This is a genomic window from Cupriavidus mimosae (assembly GCF_023952485.1).
GTDB classification, from domain to species: Bacteria; Pseudomonadota; Gammaproteobacteria; order Burkholderiales; family Burkholderiaceae; genus Cupriavidus; species Cupriavidus taiwanensis_C.
Window position 1 is genome coordinate 245,094 of record NZ_JALHRY010000005.1, and the last position, 20,615, is coordinate 265,708.

Consider the following 20,615-nt stretch of genomic DNA (forward strand, 5'->3'; position numbering starts at 1 on the left):
AAAATTTGGGATGGGAAGTTAAAACATTTAATTGATCGCGACGTGTGCGCCATAGCCCACGTCGCGGGCGCAGGGTTCAGGCGTCGCCGAACAGTTCGTCAGCACCCCCGGCCATGCCTTGCGGGCTGGCCAGACCGAAATGCCGGTAGGCCGCCGCAGTGGCGACGCGCCCGCGCGGAGTACGCTGCAGGTAGCCCTGCTGGATCAGGTAGGGTTCGAGCACGTCCTCGATGGTGTCGCGCTCTTCGCCGATCGCGGCGGCGAGGTTGTCCACGCCGACCGGGCCGCCGCCGAACTTGTGCAGCACCGCCTCGAGCAGCTTGCGGTCCATCAGGTCGAAGCCGACGCGGTCGACGTCGAGCATGGCCAGTGCGGCATCCGCCATCTCGCGCGTGATGGTGCCGTCGCCCTTGACCTCGGCATAGTCACGCACCCGGCGCAGCAGCCGGTTGGCGATGCGGGGCGTGCCGCGCGCGCGCCGGGCGATTTCGAGCGCGCCTTGCGGATCGATGCGGGCCTGCAGCAGCTGGGCCGAGCGGCTGACGATGCGGGCCAGCTCATCGGCGGTGTAGAACTCCAGCCGCGCGACGATGCCGAAGCGGTCGCGCAGCGGGTTGGTCAGCATGCCGGCGCGCGTGGTGGCACCCACCAGCGTGAACGGCTGCAGGTCCAGCTTGACCGAGCGCGCCGCCGGGCCCTCGCCGATCATGATGTCGATCTGGTAGTCCTCGAGCGCCGGGTACATGATTTCCTCGACTACCGGCGAGAGCCGGTGGATTTCGTCGATGAAGAGGACGTCGTTGGCTTCGAGGTTGGTGAGCAGCGCGGCGAGGTCGCCGGGGCGCTCCAGCACCGGGCCGGAGGTCTGGCGCAGGTTGACCCCCATCTCGCGCGCGATGATGTGGGCCAGCGTGGTCTTGCCCAGCCCGGGCGGGCCGAACAGCAGCACGTGGTCGAGCGCCTCGCGCCGCTTGCGCGCCGCATGCATGAAGATGTCCAGCTGCCCGCGCACCTTTTCCTGGCCGACATACTCGTCCAGCAGCTTGGGCCGCAGTGCGCGCTCGAACGCCTCCTCGTGCGACGAGGCGGGGGTGGCGGCGATCACGCGGGCGGGGGCGGCAAGCTTGTCTGTTTCGATCATGGTGGTCAGGGGCCCGGACAGCGGCAACAATGCGCCATTCTACGCGCCAATCCGAAGCTCAACCCTTAGACAGCGCCTTTAGCGCCAGCTTGATGCCCTCCGACACCCCGGTGCCTGCCGGCACCTGCTTGATCGCGGCAGCGGCTTCTTTTTCCGAGTAGCCCAGCGCCAGCAGCGCATTGAGCACGTCGACGGCACTGTCGGGCACCGCCGGTGCGCCGGGCGCGTGGCCCAGTTCCGCGCCCAGCTTGCCCTTGAGCTCCAGCAGCAGGCGCTCGGCGGTCTTCTTGCCGATGCCGGGGATGCGCGTCAGGCGCCCGGCTTCCTGCAGCGTGATCGCCTGCGCCAGCTCGGGCACGGACATGCCCGACAGCACCGCCAGCGCCATGCGCGCGCCGATGCCGGTGATCTTGATCAGCTCGCGAAAGGTGTTGCGCTCGGCCGCGCTGCCGAAGCCATACAGCAGGTGCGCATCCTCGCGCACGATCAGCTGCGTCAGCAGGGTCACCGGCTGGCCCACCGCGGGCAGGTTGTAGAAGGTGCTCATCGGCACGTCGACCTCGTAGCCGACGCCGTGGCAGTCGACCAGCAGGTGCGGGGGATTCTTCTCGATAAGGGTGCCGGCGATGCGTCCGATCATGGTGCGGGAAAGAAACAGGAGGTCAGGAAAGAGGCGGCCGCCAGTGTAGCGCGGCGGCCGCGCGGCCGGCTCAGCGCGCCGGCGTGTCGACGGCGCGCCGGCCCAGCGCCGGGTCGTCGGTGAAGAAGCCGTCGATGCCGGCCGCGACGAAGGCCTGCACCTCGTGCTCCATGCCCGCCGGGCTGCGCGTGGCCTCGTCGCCGCCGCTCTGCAGCGCCTTGGGCAGGAAGCTGTTCTCCGGGCGGAAGGTGTACGGATGCACGAACAAGCCGGCGGCATGGGCCTGCTGCACCACTGCCGTCGGCGCCCCCAGGGCGCCCTGCGCATCGCGCGGTACGACGCTGCTCTTCTCGGGGCCGATGCCGTCGGCGTAGGCCGCCACTTCGCGCAGGCCGGTCGCGCTTAGCATATCGCCATAGGTGCGGCCGTCGCCGGCCAGCTTCCAGTCGGCCGGGCCCTTGCGCGGGTTGCCGATCAGCTGGACCAGCTTGACGTTGGGCAAGCCATGGCCCAGCGTGCGCCGCAGCGCGCGCAGGCTGCCGCTTTCGAAACACTGGATAAACACCGGCGCATTGCGCAGGTAGGGCTGCGCGCGCACCGCCGCGGCGAGCTTGTCCTCGAGCGGCAGGCCGATGCCGCGGAAATAGCTGGGGTGCTTCAGTTCTGCATAGATGCCGACGGGTTTGCCGGTGCGCAGCGCGGCCTGCTCGGCCAGGCGCACGATCTCGTCGAAGGACGGCACCTCGAACTGGTCGTTCAGGCGCGCATTGGCCGGGCGCAGGCGCGGGATGCGCTCGCGCGCGCGCAACGTCTTCAGTTCGGCCAGCGTGAAGTCCTCGGTGAACCAGCCGGTCACGCGCTCGCCGTCGATCACCTTGGTGCGCTTGCGCTCGGCGAACTGCGGCAGTTCGGCGACGTTGGTGGTGCCGGTGATGTCGTTCTCGTGGCGCGCCACCAGCACGCCGTCGCGGGTCATGACGAGGTCGGGCTCGATCGCGTCGGCACCATCCTCGATCGCCTTGGCGTAGGCGGCCAGCGTATGTTCCGGACGCAGCGCGCTGGCACCGCGGTGCGCGATTACCAGCGGCCTGGGCGGCGGCGCTGTCACCGTGGCCGGAGCGCTGGCGGCGGGCGCCGGCGCGGGCGGGGCCGGCGCTGCAGCACGCTTGGTGCGGGGCGCGGTGGCGCAGCCTGCCGCCAGCACCGCGCACGCTGCGGCGGCAACAGTCGGCAACAGCCAGCGGCGGCAGGCGGCAACAACACGGGCAAGGCTGGCGCGCGGGCGCGGCGCGCGCAGTCGGGACTGGCTAGGCATGCAGCGTTCCTGAGGTGGGACCAAGCCCCGATTGTAAAAGACGCGCAAGCGCGCATGCGGCGGCGGCAGCGCGAACGCTGCTCAGCCGACCAGGCGGCCGCGCCGCACGCGCATGCCCTTGCGTACCAGCTCAGGGGCCAGTCCGGCCAGCGTGCCCAGGGTATCGCCGCCGTTGGCATGGCAGATCGCCACGCCCAGCGCATCGGCGGCGTCGCTGCCCGGCTGGCCGGGCAGCATCAGCAGCCGAGTCACCATTTCCTGCACCTGCGCCTTGTTGGCGCGGCCATAGCCGACCACCGCCACCTTGAGCTGCAGCGCGGTGTATTCGAACACCGGCAGGCCGTAGCCGACCAGCCCGCAGATCGCCGCGCCGCGGGCCTGGCCGAGCAGCAGCGTGGATTGCGGGTTGACGTTGACGAAGACCTTCTCGATCGCCGCGCAATCGGGCGCGTAGGTGCGCGACACCTCGCTGATGCCGTCGTACAGCGTCTTCAGCCGCTCCGGCAGGTTGGCATTGCCGTCGCTCTTGATCGTGCCCGAGGCCACGTAGGCAAGCTTGTTGCCGTGCTTCTCGATCACGCCGAAGCCGGTGGTGCGCAGGCCGGGGTCGATGCCTAGGATTCGCATGGGGATGGGGTAGGGAGGACGCCGACTAGTGTATTGCTTTTTGCGCAGCCGGTTGCGGCGCTGGCGTCCATGAGCCGTTTGCGAGCGCCGCTAAGGTGCGGCCTGCTGCCGGTGTACACCCTCTCCCGCTTGCGGGAGAGGGTTGGGGTGAGGGCGGGAGTGTCCACGAAGGACAGTCAGTGGTATGCCAGCGCCTGCCCTCACCCCCGGCCCCTCTCCCGCAAGCGGGAGAGGGGAGCAAACAAGCGGGAAAGCTTAATGCCGGAAATGCCGCGTGCCCGTCAGCACCATGGCAATGCCGCGCTCGTCGGCGGCGGCGATCACTTCGTCATCGCGCACCGAGCCGCCCGGCTGGATCACGCAGGTTGCGCCCGCGTCGACCACCACGTCGAGGCCGTCGCGGAAGGGGAAAAACGCGTCCGATGCCACTGCCGAGCCGGCCAGGGTCAGGCCGGCGTTCTGCGCCTTGATGCTGGCGATGCGGGCCGAATCGACGCGGCTCATCTGGCCGGCGCCTACCCCCAGCGTCATGCCGCCGCCGCAGAACACGATGGCGTTGGACTTGACGAACTTGGCCACGCGCCAGGCGAACATCAGGTCGTCCATTTCCTTCGGGGTGGGGTGGCGGCGCGTCACCACGCGCAGTTCGGACGGCTGCACGTTCTTGGCGTCCGGGCTCTGCACCAGCAGGCCGCCACCGACGCGCTTGAAGTCGAACTGGTTGATGCCCTTGCCCAGCGGAATCTCCAGCAGGCGCACGTTCTGCTTGGCCGCGAACACCGCGCGCGCGGCGGCGCTGAACGACGGCGCGATCAGCACCTCGACGAACTGCTTGGCCACCGCCTGCGCGGCGGCTTCGTCCAGTTCCACGTTGAAGGCGATGATGCCGCCGAAGGCCGAGGTCGAGTCGGTCTTGAAGGCCTTGTCATACGCTTCCAGCGCGCTCGCGCCCAGCGCCACGCCGCACGGGTTGGCGTGCTTGATGATGACGCAGGCGGCGCCCGCGGCGGCGTCGAACGACTTTACGCACTCCCACGCGGCATCGGCGTCGGCGATGTTGTTGTACGACAGCTCCTTGCCCTGCAGCTGCACATAGTTGGCGAGCGCGCCGTCGACCGCCTTCAGGTCACGGTAGAACGCCGCCGACTGGTGCGGGTTCTCGCCGTAGCGCATTTCCTGGACCTTGTCGAAGGCCAGGTTCAGCGTCTGCGGGTAGGCGCTGCGGGCCTGGTGCGACTTGTCGGCGCCGAGGCTGGTCAGGTAGTTGGTGATGGCGCCGTCGTACTGCGCGGTGTGCGCGAACACCTTGGTGGCCAGGCGGAAGTTGGTGTCGTAGCCGACGCTGTTGCCGTTGGCGCGCATTTCATCGAGCACCACGGCGTAGTCGGCCGGGTCGACGATCACGGTCACGTCGCGGTGGTTCTTGGCCGCCGAGCGCAGCATGGTGGGGCCGCCGATGTCGATGTTCTCGATCGCGTCCGGCAGCGTGCAGTCATCCTTGGCCACGGTCTGCTGGAACGGGTACAGGTTCACCACCAGCAGGTCGATGGTGGGGATGTTGTGCTCGGCCAGCGCGGCCATGTGCTCGGGCAGGTCGCGGCGCGCCAGGATGCCGCCGTGGACCTTGGGGTGCAGCGTCTTGACGCGGCCGTCGAGCATTTCCGGGAAGCCGGTGTAGTCGGCCACCTCCGTCACGGGCAGGCCGCTGTCGGCCAGCAGCTTGGCGGTGCCGCCGGTGGAAAGCAGCGTGACGCCGAGCGCGTTCAGTTCGCGCGCGAATTCGACGATGCCGGTCTTGTCGGAAACGGAGAGTAGGGCTTGCTTGATCATGGCTGTGGGAAACGCTTCAAATTCAAAGTAAACCGTGCTGCTGCAGCTTCTTGCGCAGCGTGTTGCGATTGATGCCCAGGTAGGCGGCCGCCAGCGACTGGTTGCGCTCGGCGCGCACCATCACGGCTTCCAGCAGCGGCCGTTCGACCGCCTCGAGCACCATGTTGTACATATTGGACGGCTCTTCACCGTCCAGGTCGCGAAAATACGTGTCCAGGCTATCCCGGATGCACTGGTCGATAGCGTTGCGGCTCATGCGGCAAGCAACTCCCCGTTATTGTTGTTGTTCGCTTCGTCTTTGTCTTGCGCCGCGTCGTCGACGTACACCAGCCGGTCGGAAATCTGCGCCTGCTCGTCGAAGAACGCATTGACCGCCGCCAGTTGCTCGGCGGTACTTTCCAGCGTGTTCATGCGGTGGCGGAACAGGTTGGCGCCGCGCAGCCCGCGCGTGTACCAGGCAATGTGCTTGCGCGCGGTGCGCACACCGGTGAACTCGCCGTAGAAGTCGTAATGGTCTTCCAGGTGCGCGTTCATGATGGCGCGGATCTCGGCCACTTCCGGCGACGGCAGCATCTCGCCGGTTTTCAGGAAGTGCTCGATCTCGCGGAACAGCCAGGGCCGGCCCTGCGCCGCGCGGCCGATCATGAGCGCGTCGGCGCCGGTCAGCGCCAGCACCTGCCTGGCTTTCTGCGGCGTGGTGATGTCGCCGTTGGCGACCACCGGGATCGAGAGCTCCGCCTTGACCGCGGCAATGGTCTCGTACTCGGCGTCGCCGTGGTACAGGTCGGCGCGGGTGCGGCCGTGGATGGTCAGCATGCTGATGCCGGCGTCCTCGACCATGCGCGCGATGCGCAGCGCATTGCGGTTTTCGCGGTTCCAGCCGGTGCGGATCTTCAGCGTCACCGGCACGCGCTCGCCGACCGCGGCGACCACCGCCTCGACGATGCGCACCACCAGCGGCTCGTTCTGCAGCAGGGCCGAGCCGGCGGCGACATTGCACACCTTCTTGGCCGGGCAGCCCATGTTGATGTCGATGATCTGCGCGCCGCGGTCGACGTTGTAGCGCGCCGCCTCGGCCATCATCGACGGCTCGGCGCCCGCGATCTGCACGGCGATGGGTTCGACCTCGCCGGCGTGGTTGGCGCGGCGCATGGTCTTCTCGCTCTTCCACAGCTGGGCGTTGGACGCGACCATTTCCGACACCGCGTAGCCCGCGCCCAGCTGCTTGCACAGCTGGCGGAAGGGCCGGTCCGTCACGCCTGCCATCGGGGCGACAAACAGGTTGTTGCGGAGTTGGTGAGGTCCGATCTGCACGGCGGTGGTGGCGGTTGTGGCGGTGAAGCGGCGATTCTGGTGGCCCGTCCCGGTGGCCCCGGCGTCGCCGCACGACATGCGCCGCGATGGATCGGGACAGTCTGTGCGGGGCGGGAAGGAAACAGAGACGAAACGGAAAAACATGCCCCTGCCGAAACTGCTGCCGGCGGTGGATCGGGACATGTGCGAGGGCAGGATTCTACCGCCAATCGGTCGCCATTGCCCAAGATTTGAGCATCCGCGGCGCAGCGCGGCGTTGACTGTGGCGCCATGCCGCACCGCCAGTGGCGTAAGCGCCACTAGCAGCGTCCGGTCAATCGTTCAACGGCGCATGCCGAACATCATGTGGCGCGCAAGCGCGTGCCGCAGCGGCGGCAGGCATGCCAGTGCCGCCAGGGACGCGCCGCGGGCATGAGCCGCGAGCGGGTAGGCCACGCCGAACACGCGCGGCAGCAGGTCGGTCACGCCGATGGTGACGGCGCGGTCAAGGCGGTGGCGGGCCGCAAACGCCTGCAGCGCTTGTGGGGTGCAGGCGCCGCGCAGCGAGTCGGCCAGCGCAAACGCATCGCGCAGGCCCAGGTTCAGCCCCTGTCCGGCCACCGGATGGAGCGTCTGCGCGGCATTGCCGACCGCCACCACACGCCCGTTGACCGTGACCGGCGCGGCGTTCAGTCCCAGCGGGAAGGCATGGCGCTTGCCGGCCAGCGCGAACTGGCCCATGCGGTCGCCGAAGGCGCGGCCCAGCTCCGCCGCGAACTGCGCCTCGGGCAGCGCGATGCGGCGCGCGGCCTGTTCCGGCGGGCAGCACCACACCAGCGCGTAGCCGGGCGTGCCGTGTTCCTCGTGCGGCAGCAGCGCCAGCGGGCCCTCCTCGGTAAAGCGCTCCCAGGCCCAGCCGGCCTGCGGGCGCGAGCAGGTCACATGGGCGATCACCGCGGTCTGGCGGTAATCGCGCGTGCGTGCGCCGCGGCCCCGGTGCGCGGCCTGTTCATGGAACAGCCCGCCCTCGGCCTGCACCGCCACGCGCGCGGCAAACCGTGCCGCCTGGCCGTCGTGGCCCGTTCCTTCCAGATGCACGATGCCCGCGTCCGCCACATCGGCGGCGCGCGGCACCGGGTCCTGCTCGATCCGCTCGATGCGGGTTTCGAAGACCCGCCGCAGCTGGCCTGCGCCGGCCGCCTGCACGGCCTGCGCCAGCGCCCGCTCCAGCACGTTGCACAGCTCGCCGTAGCGCACCACGTAGCCGAGCGCGGGCACGCCGTAGTCGTCATGGTGCAGGCGGACATGGCCGAAGCGGCCGCGCTGCGACACATGGATATGCTCGATCGGGCTGCCCGGCACCGGCCATGCGCCGATCTGCTCCAGCAGCTGGCGGCTGCCGTGCGACAGCGCGATCGCGCGCGGGTCGCGCGCCGCGCGCGCCGGCGTGGCGGCGTCGACCAGCACGATGCGCCAGCCGGTGGTGCGTAGCAGCTGGCAGGCCAGCGCCAGCCCGACCGGGCCGCCGCCGACGATGGCAATATCGGCGGGGCCTTCGAAATCAGGCTGCGTGGCCGGCATCGTCACTGCCTCCTGCGTGGTCGGCATCGGTTCCGGTTTGGGCTTGCGCGCCGCGCTTCCAGCAGATCGCGTCAGAGCGCGACTTGCCGGCCGCGGCGTCGCTCAGCGCTTTGTCGAGCTTTTGCTGGTTGAAGCCCGGCAGCGCGCGCAGCTGCTCCAGCAGCGCGGCATGGTTGGCGGCATCGAACGGCACCACGCAGCCCTGGCCCGAGTCCGGCGCGCCGATCAGGATCAGCCAGGCCCGGCCGGCCCAGGGCGCGCGCTCGGACACCCGCACCACCACGCGCTCGAGCGCGTTCCAGGCGAGCTCCTCGCGCTGGCCGTCGGGGCGGTGCACCACCACGCGGTCGTCGTACAGATTGACGATGAACGGTTCGGAAGGGTCGTGCCGCCGGACACTGCCGGCGAGGTCGCGGGCGCCGCCCTGGCCCGGCAGGATCCTGCGCAGCCAGCTGATCATCGCTGGCCCCCGGCGCTGGCGCGGTCGCGCATCAGCGCTTCGATCTCGTCGGCCAGCACCGGCACGCCACGCGTGATCAGCTCGCAGTCGCCCTCGGTGACCACGGCGTCGTCCTCGATGCGGATGCCGATATGCCAGTAGCGCTCGGGCACGTCCTCGGCCGGGCGCACGTAGATGCCGGGCTCGATGGTCAGCACCATGCCGGGCTGCAGCGGGCGCCACGGCCGCTCGCCCTCGCCGCTGTGGCTGGCCACGCGATACTCGCCCACGTCATGGACATCCATGCCGAGCCAGTGGCCGGTGCGGTGCATGTAGAAGCGGCGGTAGCTGCCGCTGGCCAGCACGTCGTCGAGCGTGCCCTCCTTGTTGCGGTCGAGCAGGCCGGTGTCGAGCATGCCCTGGGCCAGCACGCGCACGGCGGCGTCATGCGGCACGTTGTAGGGCACGCCGGCGCGGGTCTCGGCGATGGCGGCCTGCTGCGCGGCCACCACCAGGTCATACAGCTCGCGCTGCGCCGGCGAGAAGCGGCCCGAGACCGGGAAGGTGCGGGTGATGTCCGAGGCGTAGCCGTCGAGCTCGCAGCCGGCGTCGATCAGGCACAGGTCGCCGTCCTTGAGTTCGGCCGGGCCGGCGCGGTAGTGCAGCACGCAGGCATTGGGGCCGGTGGCGACGATCGAGTTGTAGGCCACGCTCTGCGCGCCATGGCGGCGGAATTCATAGAGCAGCTCGGCCTCGAGGTGGTATTCGCGCAGGCCGGCGCGAGTGGCCTGCATCGCGCGCACATGGGCGCCGGCGGAAATCGCCGCGGCGCGGCGCATGATGGCCAGCTCGCCGGCATCCTTGAATAGCCGCATTTCGTCGAGCAGGGTGCGGATGTCGAGCGCCACCGATGGCGCGGCCACGCCGGCGCGGCCCTGCATGCGCACCGCGTCGAGCCAGCGCCGCATCTGCATGTCGGTGCGGATCGAATCGGCCAGCGGGTAGGCCAGCTGCGCGCGGTTGGCCAGCAGCGGCGGCAGCGTGGCGTCGATCTCTTCGACCGAATGCGCTTCGTCGAAGCCGAACGCGGCGCGCGCGCCTTCCGGGCCGAAGCGGAAACCGTCCCAGATCTCGCGCTCTTCATGCTTGGGGCGGCAGAACAGGATGCTGCGGTCGGCCTCGGCCGGCTCGCCGGGCGCGCCGGCCACCAGCACCAGCACCGCGTCGGGCTCGGTGAAGCCGCTCAGGTAATAGAAATAGCTGTCGTGCCGGTACGGATAGTCGCTGTCGCGGTTGCGCATGGCTTCCGGCGCCGTGGGCAGGATCGCCACGCCGCCGCCGCCGGCGCGCAGGTGCTGCAGCACTCGGGCGCGGCGTTCGCGGCAGGCGGCGAGGAGGGCGGCGAGGTGGGCGTGATCGGGTGCGGACATTGGTCTGGCCTGATAAGGAGGATCAGGCTGATTCTACCGCCGCTGGCGGCGCCGCTGCGCCAGTGGCGCCAAAGTCGCGCGCGCTAGCGCCCTGGTGCGGCCGACAGCATCGCGTCGAGGTCGGCCAGTTGCGCCGGCGTGCCGACGTTCTCCCAGCGACCGTCGAAGCGCTCGCCGGTGGCGGTGCCGGCGGCGATGCCGGCATGGTAGATCGGCGTCATCGCCAGCCGCGTGCCCGGCACGATATCGGTAAACAGCCGGGTGTCATACAGCCCGATATTGCCGAAGGTGAGGCGCGCGCCGGTGGTCGGCTCGGCCTCCAGCGAGAGCCGGCCGTGGTCGTCCAGCGCGAAATCCCCGCGCGGATGGAACGGCGGGTTCGGCACCATCACCAGGTGCATGTGCGGCGCGGCCGCGCCCGCCAGCGCCTGCGCGCGCGGCAGCAGTGCGCGGAAATCGTAGTCGCAGAAGATGTCGCCGGACACCGCCAGGAAGATCTCGCCGCGGACCGGGTCGTGCGACAGCAACGGCAGGGCCTTGGCGATGCCGCCGGCGGTTTCCAGCGCCTCGCCCTCGGCCGAATAGGCGATGCGCACGCCGAAGCGGCTGCCGTCGCCCAGCGCCGCTTCGATCTGCCCGCCCAGCCAGGCGTGGTTGATGACGATGTCGCGCAGCCCGGCGCGCGCCAGCGCTTCGATCTTCCAGACGATCAGCGGCTTGCCGCCCACCGCCAGCAGCGGTTTGGGGCAGGCATCGGTCAGCGGACGCATGCGGTCGCCGCGGCCGGCGGCAAAGATCATCACCTTCATCGGAACAGGGCCTCCAGGGCAAGCAGCGTGGCCATGCCGCCGGCAATGGTCCAGCCCACGCTGCGGGTACGTGCGGCAATCAGGATGGCGACCACGCCGGCCACCAGCCTGGCGTTGGTCGGGGTCAGGGCGAGCTCGCCGTGCTGCATCAGCAGGTCGGGTGCGATCAGCGCCGACAGCATCGCGGCCGGCACGAACTGCAGCGCGGTGCGAAACCACGACGGCAGCCGCACCCGGCCTTCGACGGCAATGAACGACAGGCGGATCAGGAACGTGGCCAGGCCCGCGGCCAGGAACACCCACAGCAGCGTCAGCGCGCTCATGCGGCCTCCTTGCCGGGGGTGCCGGCAGTGCCGCCGTCGGCGGCGTGGCTGGCGGCACGGGGCCCGGGGCGGTTGCCGCGTCCCAGCACCAGCATGCCGACGGCGATGCCGCCCAGCGCCGCCACCATCAGGCCGAGCTTGTGCGGCAGGCTGTAGCAGGCCACCGCCAGCGCACTGGCGGCCAGCGCCGCGGCGACATGCGAGCGGTGCCTGAGGCCCGGCACGATGATGCCGATAAAGGTCAGCGGCAGGAAGAAGTCCAGTGGCCAGTGGCGCGGCACCTGGGCGCCGACCAGCACGCCGGCCAGCGTCGACAGTTGCCAGCTGGCCCACAGCGCGAAGCCGCCGCCAAAGTAATACCAGTGGCGGTAGCGGGCGCGCGGGCCGGTGTCGCCCAGCCGGTGGGTCATCGCGGCAAAGGCCTCGTCGGTCAGCAGGTAGGCGATCAGCGCCTTCCAGCGCCGCGGCAGGTGGGCCAGGGTCGGCGCGATGGTGGCCGAGTACAGCGCGTGGCGCAGGTTGACCATGGCCACCGTCAGCGTGATCACCACCGCCGGGGTGCCGGCGCTCCACAGCTGGGTCAGGATCATCTGCGAGGCGCCGCCGAACACGATCGCGCTCATGGCGCAGGCCAGCCAGGCGGGCATGCCGGCGCCGACCGCCAGCACGCCGTAGATCAGCCCGAACGGCACCACGCCCAGCAGCATCGGCGCGAGCGCGCGCGCACCGGCCAGCCATTCGCCGGCGGCGGTGATGGCGGGCGCGGCATTGTCGTCCGGACCGGTTGCGTCGGCGCGCATGGCGTCAGAACGTATAGCCGGCCGGGCTGGACTCGCCTTCGAGCGCGTCCAGCAGGCGGATCAGCTTGCGCAGTTCGGTATAGCGCCCGGCTACCTGGCGCGTGTACTTCATCACCAGCGGCAGGTTGGCGAGGTAGCCGTCCTTGCCGTCGCGGTGGTACAGGCGGGCGAAGATGCCAAGCACCTTGAGATGGCGCTGCAGCCCCATCCACTCGAAGTCGCGGTAGAACTCGCCGAAGTCTGGGTTGACCGGCAGCGCGGCCTTGCGCGCGCGTTCCCAGTAGCGGATCAGCCAGTCCAGCTGCTGCTCTTCATCCCATTCGATATAGGCATCGCGCCACAGCGAGACCGCATCGTAGGTGATCGGGCCGGTCACCGCGTCCTGGAAGTCCAGCACGCCCGGGTTGGCGGTGCCCTCGAGCACCATCAGGTTGCGCGAGTGGAAATCGCGGTGCACGTAGACCTGGGGCTGGGCGAGGTTGTTGGCAAGCAGCGCCTCCGTCACTTCGTGCCAGTCGGCCTGCTGGGCCTCGGACAGCGTGGCGCCGAGGTGCCTGGCCACGTACCACTGCGGGAACAGGTCGAGTTCGCGCTGCAGCAGCGCGCGGTCGTAGGCGGGCAGCTCGCCGGGGCGCGTGGCCGCCTGGATCCGCACCAGCGCGGCGGCGGCGTCGGTGTAGAGGCCGTGCGCGGAGGAATCGTCGAGCTTCGACAGGTAAGTCTGGCTGCCAAGGTCGGCCAGCAGCAGGAAGCCCTGCTCCAGGTCCTGCGCCAGCACCGTCGGCACGGTCACGCCGGCGGCGCCGAACAGCCCGCAGACATGGATGAACGGGCGGCAGTCCTCGTGCGCCGGCGGGGCGTCCATCACGATCGCGGTGGGATGCGCGCGATGGCCGGTGCGGACGCGGAAATAACGCCGGAAGCTGGCATCGGCCGAGGCCGGGACGCAGGAATCGGGATCGGCGGACCATGCCGGCCCGAGTCCGGCCAGCCAGGCCTTGAGCTGGTCCAGGCGCGGGTCGTGGGGAAGAGCTGCCATACAGGTACTTATCGGAGGTACGTGTGGGGATGGGGCGCGGGGGCGGAACGAAAGTGAAAGCCCTCGATGACACCGGAAATGAAACCGGAAGTAAGCGGCAAGAGCACCCCGGGTTGCCCCGTATAATACCCGACCAGACCGGGGCGCCGCTGGCCTCCGGGAGGGGCCGCGTTGCCCCGCAGCCTGCCCCGGCGGGGGCCTGGCGGCCTGCAGGCGAGCCGCTGCCCGTGCCGAGACTGACCACCCGTGCGAATGACCGAACCACAACGATCACCGAACAACAGGGCCTTGCCTTCGCCTGCTTTCCCCCGCGCCCCGGCCCGAGCCCGGCGCGGCGGCGGCCTGCACGCGGGCGCGCTGCGCCCGCTGGTGCTGGCCATGGCCGGCCTGTCGGCCGGGGCCCATGGGCAGATGACCGGCTCGGCGATCCCCGACCTCGACCAGGTCGAGCCGGTGTTCGAAGCCGCGCCGCCGGCGCCGCCGCTGCCGGTGGAATCCGGCGAACTGGTGCCGCGCCTGGCCGAGCCCGCCGCCAGGGCCGAGTCCGATCCCGACGCCCCCACCTTTATCGAAGCCGACCGCATGACCGGCTACAGCGAGCGCGGCGTCGAGCTCGAAGGCCATGCTGAACTGCGCCGCGACGGCGGCGTAATCAAGGGCGACAAGCTCACCTACGACCAGGACACCGACGAGGCCTTCGCGCAGGGCAATGTGCGCATGTCGCGCGGCGGCGCGCTGGCGGTGGGGCCGGAAGCGCGGCTCAAGGTCGAGGCCAACGAAGGCTACATGCTGTCGCCGGACTACTATTTCCAGCAGACCGGCGGCACCGGCAAGGCCGAGCGCATCGATTTCCTCGACCAGAACCGCAGCACGGCCCGGCAGGCGTCGTACACCACCTGCTCGCCCGACAATGCCGACTGGTATTTCAGCGCCAACCGGATCGACCTGGACAGCGACCGCCAGGTGGGCGTGGCCTACGGCGGCGTGCTGAACTTCTTCGGCGTGCCGATCGCGGCCGCGCCCGCGTTCAGCTTCCCGCTGAACGACGATCGCCGCAGCGGCTTCCTGCCGCCGCTGATGGGCTATAGCTCGAAGTCGGGTTTCGACGTCACCGCGCCGTACTACGTCAATATCGCGCCCAACCGCGACCTGACCATCTACCCGCGGCTGATGACCGAGCGCGGGCTGCAGCTCGGCGGCGAATACCGCTATCTGAGCGAGACCTACTCCGGGCGCGTGCGCGCGGAGTTCCTGCCGGACGACAAGAAGACCAACTCTAACCGCTGGGCCTATTCGCTGCAGCACACCCAGCGGCTGGCGCCGGGGCTGGCCGCTTACCTGAACCTGAACCGGGTCTCCGATGACCGCTACCCGGACGACTTCAACCGCACCGTGTCGCAATCGACGCTGCGGCAGTACACGCAGGAAGGTGGCGTCACCTACAGCTGGCAGGACTTCACCCTGCTGGCGCGGGTGCAGAAGTTCCAGACACTGCGTCCCAGCGAGCCCTCGTACGAGCGTGTGCCGCAGCTGAACGGCAAGTACCTCCGCTATGACCTGGGCGGCTTCGACGTGCAGATGGAAGCCGACTACACCCGCTTCCGTATTCCGCTGACGTCCACCGGCTTCCAGCAGCCGCAGGGCGAGCGCATGTATTTCCAGCCAAGCATCAGCTACCCTATCGTGCGCGCGGGCTGGTACGTGACGCCCAAGGTGTCGTTCAACGCCGCGCAGTACCAGATGGAAGCGGCCACCAATACGCCGACCGCGCAGAACAACCTGTCGCGCGCGATCCCGACCGTCAGCCTGGATTCGGGCATGACCTTCGAGCGCGACGCGCCGACCATCAGCCGCCTGTTCGGGGTCAACTACGTGCAGACGCTGGAGCCGCGCCTGTTCTACGTTTACACGCCGTTCCGCGACCAGAGCCAGTTCCCGCTGTTCGACACGGTGCAGTCCGACTTTGGCTACGGGCAGATCTTCAGCGAGAACCCGTTCACCGGCTACGACCGCATCGCCGACAACAACAAGCTGACCGGCGGCGTGACCACGCGCCTGATCGAGTCCGATACCGGCATCGAACGCTTCCGCGGCACCATTGCCCAGCGCTATGACTTCACCGGGCAGCGCGTGCAGCTCAACGGCACGCTGGCCGATCCCAAGTCGGGCTCGTCGGACCTGCTCGCCGCCACCACCATCCAGCTGTTCCGCGGCTACTATCTGGATGCGGGGGTGCAGTACAACCCCGATTCGGACCGGATCAGCTACGGCAACGTGGCGTTTACCTACCGCCCCGAGTCGCGCAAGGTGTTCAACGCCGGCTACCGCTACCGCCGGCCGACCTCGGTGACCGACAATACCGCGATCGACCAGTTCGAGCTGTCGAGCCAGTGGCCGATCACGCGCCGGGCCTACGGCATCGCGCGCTTTGCCTTCGACCTGACCGCCAGCCAGATGGTCGATGCGCTCGCCGGCGTCGAGTACGCCGCGGACTGCTGGGTCGGCCGCGTGGTCTACCAGCGTTTCCGCAACACCACCCAGGGCTACACCGGGCGGGTCTTCCTGCAGGTGGAGTTCCGTGGCCTTTCCAAGATCGGGTCCAACCCGTTGAACATCCTGCGCCTGAACGTGCCTGGCTACGAGCCGGTCTCGGCCAAGCCGGTGCCGACGACCCAGTTCGATCACTATGAATGACGGATTACGATGAAACGTCAAGAATTCGCCGTGTTTTCCTTTTTGCTGACGTCCTGGCACCGGCTGCTGCTGCCGGCCGTGCTGGCCGCGATGGCGGTGCCCGCCGCCGCGCAACTGAAGGCGCCCGGCACGCCGCGCGCCAGCGGCATCTTCGTGCCGCAGGCGTCGGACGTCACCGCGCCGTCCAGCCAGCCCAAGCTTGGCGTGCCGCAGGCTGGCGGCCAGAAGCGCTCGCAGCTGATCGACGAAGTGGTGGCGGTGGTCAACAACAGCGTGATCACGCGGCGCGAACTGCTTGACCGCGCCGACGAGATCGAGAGCCAGCTGCGTGCCGGCGGCCGTCCGGTGCCTGCGCGCGCCGACCTGCTGGGCGAGGTGCTCGAGCGCCTGGTGATGGAGCGCGTGCAGACCCAGGCCGCGCAGGACGCCGGCATCCGCGTGACCGACCAGGAAGTCGACCGCGCCATCGAATCGGTGGCGCAGCAGAACCAGATGAACGCCGCCGAGCTGCGCCGCCGGGTCGAGGGCAGCGGCATGACCTGGACCAAGTACCGCGACGAGCTGCGCAAGCAGGTGCAGGTGATCCGCCTGCGCGAGCGCGAGGTCGACTCCAAGGTGCAGGTCTACGACGGCGAGATCGACAACTACCTGGCGGCGCGTGGCGGCCAGGGTGCGGCCGCCGGCCCGACCGAATACAACATGGCGCAGATCCTGGTGCGCGTGCCCGAGAATGCCTCGGACGCGCAGAAGCAGGCGCTGCGCGCCAAGGCCGAGGGGCTGCTCAAGCAGGCCCAGGGCGGTGCCGACTTCGCGCAACTGGCGCAAACCAGTTCCGAAGGCCCGGAAGCGGCCCAGGGCGGCGCCATGGGCTTCCGCGAGATCGGCCGCCTGCCGGCGCTGTTCGCCAATGCCGTGGTCGACCTGCAGCCGGGCGCGGTGGCGCCGGAGGTGGTCGAGAGCGCCGCCGGCTTCCACGTGATCAAGCTGGTGGCCAAGCGCGCGGCGCCGGCCTCGGGCCCGGCCGCGGCCGGCAAGATCACGCAGACCCAGGTGCGCCACATCCTGATCCGCACCGGCCCCAACATGCCCGAGGCCGAGGCGCGCCGCCAGCTCGGCACGCTGCGCGACCGCATCACCCATGGCGGCGACTTTGCCGATGCGGCCAAGCGCTTCTCGCAGGACGGTTCGGCGCAGAACGGCGGCGACCTCGGCTGGGTGTCGCCGGGCGAGCTGGTGCCCGAGTTCGAGCAGGCCATGAGCCGGCTGCGCCCGAACGAGATTTCCGAGCCGGTGGTCACGCAGTTCGGCGTGCACCTGATCCAGGTGCTGAACCGCCGCGAAACCGAGCTGTCGCCGGAGAAGCAGCGCGACTTCGCCCGTGCCGAAGTGCGCGAACAGAAGCTGCGCGCCGCCTATGATGACTGGGTGCGCCAGCTGCGCTCGCAGGCGTACGTGGAGTACCGGGTCAACCGGCAGCGCTGACGCGCCGGTCCCGTCCGCCCGCCCGTCAGCCCCTTAGCGCCAAGCCGACATGCCCGACCCGCTAGCCCTGGCCATTTCCACCGGCGAACCCGCCGGCATCGGCCCCGATATCACCATCGGGGCGCTGCTGCAGCTGGCGGGCGCCAACCATGGCTTTGACGGCGCAGCCTACCGCTTCCATGTGCTGGGCGATGCCCGCCTGCTGGCCGAGCGGGCCGAGGCGCTGGGCGTCACCCATGCCTGGGAGCGGCGCCTTGCCGACGGCGGCGTGGTGGTCGAGGACATCGCGCTGGCGGTGGCGTGCGAGGCCGGACGGCTCGACGCGCGCAACGGCCGCTATGTGCTGAAGCTGCTCGATGCCGCCATCGACGGCTGCCGCGCCCACGGCGGCGCCGCGCCCCGCTATGCCGCGATGGTCACCGCGCCGGTGCAGAAAAGCACCATCAACGACGCCGGCGTGCCCTTCACCGGCCATACCGAATACCTTGCCGACAGCGCCGGCGTGCCGCGCGTGGTGATGATGCTGGCCGGGCCGCAGCCGGCGCACGACGATGCCATGCTGCGCGTGGCGCTGGCCACCACCCACCTGCCGCTGCGCGCGGTGCCCGATGCGCTGTCGGTGCCGCTGCTGGTGGAGACCCTGGCGATCATCGATGCCGACCTGCGCCGCTGCTTCGGCATCGCCCGGCCGCGCATCCTGGTCACGGGCCTGAATCCGCACGCCGGCGAAAGCGGCCACATGGGCCGCGAAGAGATCGACATCATCGCGCCCGCGCTGGCGCAGGCCAAGGATGCCGGCATCGACGCGCGCGGGCCGTTCCCGGCCGACACGCTGTTCCAGCCGCGCCACCTGCGCGATGCCGACTGCGTGCTGGCGATGTACCATGACCAGGGGCTGGCGCCGCTCAAGTACGGCACCTTCGGCCACGGCGTGAATATCACGCTGGGGCTGCCCTTCATCCGCACGTCGGTGGACCACGGCACCGCGCTCGATCTGGCCGGCACCGGCCAGGCCGAGCACGGCAGCATGATCGAGGCCATTCGCACGGCGGTTATCATGTCTGGCCACGCCAACGGCCGACGGCCCGGCGGCGGTGCCCCGGGCCATATCCCTTCCGGCACGCAGCCGCCATGCTGACGCCGGACTAATACATCATGCGTTCTAACGTGCACCAGGGCCATGTGGCCCGCAAACGATTCGGGCAGAACTTCCTGGTCGACGACACCATCATCCACGGCATCGTCAATGCCATCAGCCCGCAGGCCGGCGACGTGCTGGTCGAGATCGGGCCGGGCCTGGGCGCGCTGACCGACCCGCTGCTCGAGCGGATCGCGCAGATGCAGGTGGTCGAGCTGGACCGCGACCTGGTCGAGCGGCTGCGCCGCCGCTATGGCGAGCGCCTGCAGGTCCACGCCGGCGACGCGCTCGACTTCGACTTCGACAAGCTGGCCGTGCCCGGCCGACCGCTGCGCATCGTCGGCAACCTGCCGTACAACATTTCGAGCCCGCTGCTGTTCCACCTGATGGAGTTTGCCGACCACGTGCACGACCAGCACTTCATGCTGCAGAAGGAGGTGGTCGAGCGCATGGTCGCCGAGCCCGGCAGCAAGGCCTTCGGCCGGCTGTCGATCATGCTGCAGGTGCGCTACTACATGGAGCACGTGCTGGACGTGCCGCCGGGCGCCTTCAATCCGCCGCCCAAGGTCGATTCCGCGGTAGTTCGCATGATCCCGTGGCCGCGCCACGGCGACGGCCGGCTGCGTTCACCGCATGCCGATTGCGACATCACCGTGCTCGGCGACGTGGTCACGGCGGCGTTCTCGCAGCGGCGCAAGGTGCTGCGCAACACGCTGTCGTTCCTGCGCGACCAGGTCGATTTCGATGCCATGGGCTTCGACCTGGGCCGGCGCGCCGAGGAAGTGCCGGTCGGCGAGTATGTCGAGCTGGCCCGGCGCCTGGGCGACAAGCCCTCGGGCCAGGCCGCCTGAGCGCGGCAGCCGAATTCCCGCATTCCCAACGCATCCCGATTCTCCCGCGACTATTTCCGTGCAAGACCGTCCCATGACAGCCCAAACCAGCCCAACCAACCGGCGTCCCGTGATCCTGACCGGCGACCGTCCCACCGGCCCGCTGCACCTCGGCCACTTCGTCGGCTCGCTCAAGAGCCGCGTCGCGCTGCAGGATTCACACGAGCAATACCTGCTGCTGGCCGACACCCAGGCCATGACCGACAACGCGCACGATCCCGACAAGGTGCGCCGCAACGTGCTGGAGGTGGCGCTGGACTACCTGGCGGTCGGCATCGACCCGGCCAAGACCACCATCACGGTGCAGTCGCACCTGCCCGCGCTGGCCGAGCTGACGCTGATGTACCTGAATTTCGTCACGGTGGCGCGGCTGGAGCGCAACCCGACCATCAAGGAAGAGATCCAGGCACGCGGCTTTGGCCGCGACATCCCGGCGGGCTTCCTGTGCTATCCGGCCTCGCAGGCCGCCGACATCACCGGCTTCAAGGCCGAGGTGGTGCCGGTGGGCGAGGACCAGGCGCCGCTGATCGAGCAGACCAACGAGATCGTGCGCCGCATCAACCACCAGGTCGGCCGCGACGTGCTGCCCGAGTGCAAGGCGATGATTCCGCAGTTCGGCCGCCTGCCCGGCGTCGACGGCAAGGCCAAGATGAGCAAGTCGATGGGCAACGCGATCGCGCTGGGGGCCGCGCCCGAGCAGATCAAGGCCGCGGTGCACAGCATGTACACCGACCCGAACCACCTGAAGGTGTCGGATCCTGGCCAGGTCGAGGGCAACGTGGTGTTCACCTACCTTGACGCGTTCGACCCGAACACCGAGGAGGTCCAGGCGCTGAAGGAACACTACCAGCGCGGCGGCCTCGGCGACATGGTGCTCAAGCGCCGCATCGAGGGCGTGCTGCAGGACATGCTGGCCCCGATCCGCGAACGCCGCGAAGCGCTGGCCAAGGATCCGGACTATGTCTTCGACATCCTGCGCCAGGGCACCGCGAAGGCGCGCGAACTGACCCAGCAGACGCTGGAAGAAGTGCGCGACGCGCTCGGCATGTTCTCGTTCGAGGTACGCCGTTAAGCCTGGGACCAGGGGGTACTTGTTTTGGGTGCTCCCAAGCCGCCCGAACTCGCCTGAGCAAGGTGTTCCCCC

19 protein-coding genes are annotated in these 20,615 nt (G+C 69.6%); 5 read left to right on the forward strand and 14 right to left on the reverse strand.

Going from position 1 to position 20,615, the window contains the following annotated elements; translation table 11 throughout:
* Window positions 1–76: 76 nt before the first annotated feature.
* The 14 genes from ruvB to MKD50_RS11865 form a co-directional block, all read right to left on the reverse strand.
* Entirely contained in the window at window positions 77–1,141 is a 1,065-nt protein-coding gene (ruvB, locus tag MKD50_RS11800; RefSeq protein WP_252667191.1) for a Holliday junction branch migration DNA helicase RuvB, read from the reverse strand.
* Between the two features lie 58 nt (window positions 1,142–1,199).
* Entirely contained in the window at window positions 1,200–1,781 is a 582-nt protein-coding gene (gene ruvA, locus MKD50_RS11805) for a Holliday junction branch migration protein RuvA (protein ID WP_018008807.1), read from the reverse strand.
* 70 nt (window positions 1,782–1,851) lie between these two features.
* Entirely contained in the window at window positions 1,852–3,096 is a 1,245-nt protein-coding gene (locus MKD50_RS11810; protein ID WP_252667192.1) for a glycerophosphodiester phosphodiesterase, read from the reverse strand.
* A gap of 81 nt (window positions 3,097–3,177) precedes the next feature.
* On the reverse strand, window positions 3,178–3,723 hold the full coding sequence (gene ruvC, locus MKD50_RS11815; protein ID WP_115705922.1) for a crossover junction endodeoxyribonuclease RuvC: 546 nt from the start codon (window positions 3,721–3,723) through the stop codon (window positions 3,178–3,180).
* Window positions 3,724–3,978: 255 nt separating this feature from the next.
* On the reverse strand, window positions 3,979–5,553 hold the full coding sequence (gene purH / locus MKD50_RS11820) for a bifunctional phosphoribosylaminoimidazolecarboxamide formyltransferase/IMP cyclohydrolase (RefSeq protein WP_112773754.1): 1,575 nt from the start codon (window positions 5,551–5,553) through the stop codon (window positions 3,979–3,981).
* A 22-nt stretch (window positions 5,554–5,575) separates the two neighbouring features.
* Entirely contained in the window at window positions 5,576–5,809 is a 234-nt protein-coding gene (locus MKD50_RS11825) for a Fis family transcriptional regulator (protein WP_019447044.1), read from the reverse strand.
* The gene (dusB, locus tag MKD50_RS11830) at window positions 5,806–6,867 is read right to left on the reverse strand and encodes a tRNA dihydrouridine synthase DusB (protein WP_240074612.1); all 1,062 of its coding nucleotides are present in this window, start codon (window positions 6,865–6,867) and stop codon (window positions 5,806–5,808) included. Before dusB ends, MKD50_RS11825 begins: the two co-directional genes overlap by 4 nt.
* Window positions 6,868–7,188: 321 nt before the next feature.
* The gene (locus MKD50_RS11835; RefSeq protein ID WP_240074613.1) at window positions 7,189–8,427 is read right to left on the reverse strand and encodes a UbiH/UbiF/VisC/COQ6 family ubiquinone biosynthesis hydroxylase; all 1,239 of its coding nucleotides are present in this window, start codon (window positions 8,425–8,427) and stop codon (window positions 7,189–7,191) included.
* Window positions 8,408–8,887, reverse strand: a complete 480-nt coding sequence (locus MKD50_RS11840) for a hypothetical protein (protein ID WP_115705928.1) — start codon at window positions 8,885–8,887, stop codon at window positions 8,408–8,410. Before MKD50_RS11840 ends, MKD50_RS11835 begins: the two co-directional genes overlap by 20 nt.
* Complete coding sequence (locus MKD50_RS11845) at window positions 8,884–10,296, reverse strand: aminopeptidase P N-terminal domain-containing protein (protein ID WP_252667193.1); 1,413 nt, start codon at window positions 10,294–10,296, stop codon at window positions 8,884–8,886. Before MKD50_RS11845 ends, MKD50_RS11840 begins: the two co-directional genes overlap by 4 nt.
* Before the next feature lie 83 nt (window positions 10,297–10,379).
* Window positions 10,380–11,105: an N-acetylmuramate alpha-1-phosphate uridylyltransferase MurU gene (gene murU / locus MKD50_RS11850; RefSeq protein WP_252667194.1), complete on the reverse strand. Its 726-nt coding sequence runs from the start codon at window positions 11,103–11,105 to the stop codon at window positions 10,380–10,382.
* Entirely contained in the window at window positions 11,102–11,428 is a 327-nt protein-coding gene (locus MKD50_RS11855; protein WP_227312797.1) for an AzlD domain-containing protein, read from the reverse strand. The genes murU and MKD50_RS11855 overlap by 4 nt, the downstream gene beginning before the upstream one ends.
* Window positions 11,425–12,228, reverse strand: a complete 804-nt coding sequence (locus MKD50_RS11860) for an AzlC family ABC transporter permease (RefSeq protein ID WP_252667195.1) — start codon at window positions 12,226–12,228, stop codon at window positions 11,425–11,427. The genes MKD50_RS11855 and MKD50_RS11860 overlap by 4 nt, the downstream gene beginning before the upstream one ends.
* Before the next feature lie 4 nt (window positions 12,229–12,232).
* Window positions 12,233–13,267: an aminoglycoside phosphotransferase family protein gene (locus tag MKD50_RS11865; RefSeq protein ID WP_252667196.1), complete on the reverse strand. Its 1,035-nt coding sequence runs from the start codon at window positions 13,265–13,267 to the stop codon at window positions 12,233–12,235.
* A gap of 252 nt (window positions 13,268–13,519) precedes the next feature.
* Here MKD50_RS11865 and MKD50_RS11870 point away from each other — a divergent pair, with 252 nt between their 5' ends.
* The 5 genes from MKD50_RS11870 (at window position 13,520) to trpS (ending at window position 20,543) form a co-directional block, all read left to right on the forward strand.
* Window positions 13,520–15,961 carry an LPS-assembly protein LptD gene (locus MKD50_RS11870; protein ID WP_115705938.1) on the forward strand — a complete coding sequence of 814 codons (2,442 nt, stop codon included), beginning with the start codon at window positions 13,520–13,522 and terminating at the stop codon, window positions 15,959–15,961.
* Window positions 15,962–15,970: 9 nt separating this feature from the next.
* Window positions 15,971–17,443 carry a peptidylprolyl isomerase gene (locus MKD50_RS11875; protein WP_115705940.1) on the forward strand — a complete coding sequence of 491 codons (1,473 nt, stop codon included), beginning with the start codon at window positions 15,971–15,973 and terminating at the stop codon, window positions 17,441–17,443.
* A gap of 49 nt (window positions 17,444–17,492) precedes the next feature.
* Window positions 17,493–18,581, forward strand: a complete 1,089-nt coding sequence (gene pdxA, locus MKD50_RS11880; RefSeq protein ID WP_252667197.1) for a 4-hydroxythreonine-4-phosphate dehydrogenase PdxA — start codon at window positions 17,493–17,495, stop codon at window positions 18,579–18,581.
* A 17-nt stretch (window positions 18,582–18,598) separates the two neighbouring features.
* Complete coding sequence (gene rsmA / locus MKD50_RS11885) at window positions 18,599–19,432, forward strand: 16S rRNA (adenine(1518)-N(6)/adenine(1519)-N(6))-dimethyltransferase RsmA (protein ID WP_115705944.1); 834 nt, start codon at window positions 18,599–18,601, stop codon at window positions 19,430–19,432.
* Between the two features lie 73 nt (window positions 19,433–19,505).
* Entirely contained in the window at window positions 19,506–20,543 is a 1,038-nt protein-coding gene (gene trpS, locus MKD50_RS11890; RefSeq protein ID WP_115705946.1) for a tryptophan--tRNA ligase, read from the forward strand.
* The last annotated feature ends 72 nt before the right edge of the window (window positions 20,544–20,615 follow it).